The organism is Streptococcus sp. 1004_SSPC, from assembly GCF_001069025.1.
Lineage (GTDB): Bacteria > Bacillota > Bacilli > Lactobacillales > Streptococcaceae > Streptococcus > Streptococcus vestibularis.
The window spans coordinates 1-1,575 of the sequence record NZ_JWGQ01000113.1; the positions used below are offsets into that span (position 1 = coordinate 1).

Genomic DNA, 1,575 nt, shown 5'->3' on the forward strand with positions numbered 1-1,575 from the left:
AGCAAACAAAAACCCACCCGTAGGTGAGTTTTTGTTTATTCACTAGCTTGCTCCCATTGTTTAGAGAGGTAGCGAGAGTAGCTAGAAATAGCAAAGTTAACCACGAAATAAGCTAAAGCCACAATACCGTATAAGGTAAAGATTTGACTAGGTTCGTAGTAGCCACCCATCAGAATCTGGCTCTTACCAAACAATTCTTGTAAGGCGATAACAGAGTAAAGGAAAGAAGTATCCTTGATTACTGTTACAAATTGAGAAATGATAGATGGCAACATCTTACGAATAGCCTGTGGGAAGATGATGTAAATAAAGATTTGTTTGTTGTTAAATCCTTGAGACAAGCCTGCTTCCGTTTGGCCATGATCGATAGAGTTCAGTCCCCCACGAATGATTTCTGCTAAGGCAGCTGAGGTGAAGACTGTGAACGAGGTAATTCCTGCCGCAGTTGACTTAAGCTGGAAGACCAAGAAGATAATGAAAATCCAAAGCAAGTTAGGAACGTTACGGACGAACTCAACGTAGATAGAAGCGATCCAACGAAGAATAGGATTCTTTCCGTTACGCATGACCGCCAGAATTGTTCCGAACAAGGTAGATAGCACGATGATGAAGAAAGACAAGTAAAGGGTCGTCCACATCCCTTGTGCTAAGAATTTAAGGTTAGTAGCTGATAAAACTTCTGACATAGTGGACCTCCTTAGTAAGCTTTCTTATTCTCTTCTTCTTTACGACGTGCCCAGGTAGCTAGAGGGAAACACATGATAAAGTAGAGGAAAGCAGCCCCAGCAAAGGCCGGCACATAGTTAGTGGTATCATAAGCCCAAGCCTTAGCCGTGAACATGATATCTGCTCCAGAGATGATGGCAACTGTAGAAGTGTTTTTAATCAAGTTAACCACTTGGTTGGTCAATGGCGGCAAGATAGTACGAACGGCTTGAGGCAAGATGATGATACGCATGGTATCAGCGTAGGTGAACCCTTGAGACAAAGCTGCTTCGGTTTGACCTTTAGGAACTGCCTCGATACCTGTACGAATAATTTCAGAGATATAAGCTCCTGTGTAGACCCCAACACAAAGGATAGCTGTCAATGAAATTGGGATCATGACATGACCATCAGTCAATATTGAAATCCCATAGAAGACAACCACGAATTGCACAAGCAAGGGTGTGTTTTGGAAGATTTCGACATAAATACGTGAGATGCCACGGAGAACCTTGTTGTGAGTTGAACTCATAGCTCCAAAGATGAGCCCAAGAAGAAGAGCTACAATCAAGGCACCAATTGAAATGCCAAGAGTGTAAAAGAAACCTTTGGCAAACTGACCAAAGTTAGCGAAGAAAGCAGCCCAACGTTCAAGAGCGAAAGGACTAGCCGTTTCAGTTAAAAGATACATAAATTCAGGACTCCTTTCTATTTATCTTCAGCCTTAGCTGGTTTCAAGTGATACTTATCGTAGAGTTTTTGAAGGCTACCATCTTTTTGCCATTTAGCAATCAAATCGTTGGTATAATCAATTAACTCTTGGTTAGACTTGCTTGAGGCGATACCGTATTCTTGTGTTTTGAAACCTTC

The 1,575-nt window shown here is 41.8% G+C and carries 2 protein-coding genes and 1 pseudogene; all 3 read right to left on the reverse strand.

Annotated elements, in window-relative coordinates; all coding sequences use genetic code 11:
* Positions 1-35: 35 nt before the first annotated feature.
* The gene (locus ADF62_RS08405; RefSeq protein WP_002886253.1) at positions 36-686 is read right to left on the reverse strand and encodes an amino acid ABC transporter permease; all 651 of its coding nucleotides are present in this window, start codon (positions 684-686) and stop codon (positions 36-38) included.
* 11 nt (positions 687-697) lie between these two features.
* Positions 698-1,396 (reverse strand): amino acid ABC transporter permease, encoded by a 699-nt coding sequence (locus ADF62_RS08410; protein ID WP_003098465.1) that lies wholly within the window; start codon positions 1,394-1,396, stop codon positions 698-700.
* A gap of 17 nt (positions 1,397-1,413) precedes the next feature.
* Positions 1,414-1,575, reverse strand: a pseudogene (locus tag ADF62_RS08415) (transporter substrate-binding domain-containing protein); the annotation flags it as partial.

Bases quoted from the DNA above. Each gene is read 5' to 3' on its own strand.
- ADF62_RS08405 (WP_002886253.1), bottom strand. From the start codon at position 686: ATGTCAGAAGTTTTATCAGCTACTAACCTTAAATTCTTAGCACAAGGG.
- ADF62_RS08410 (WP_003098465.1), bottom strand. From the start codon at position 1,396: ATGTATCTTTTAACTGAAACGGCTAGTCCTTTCGCTCTTGAACGTTGG.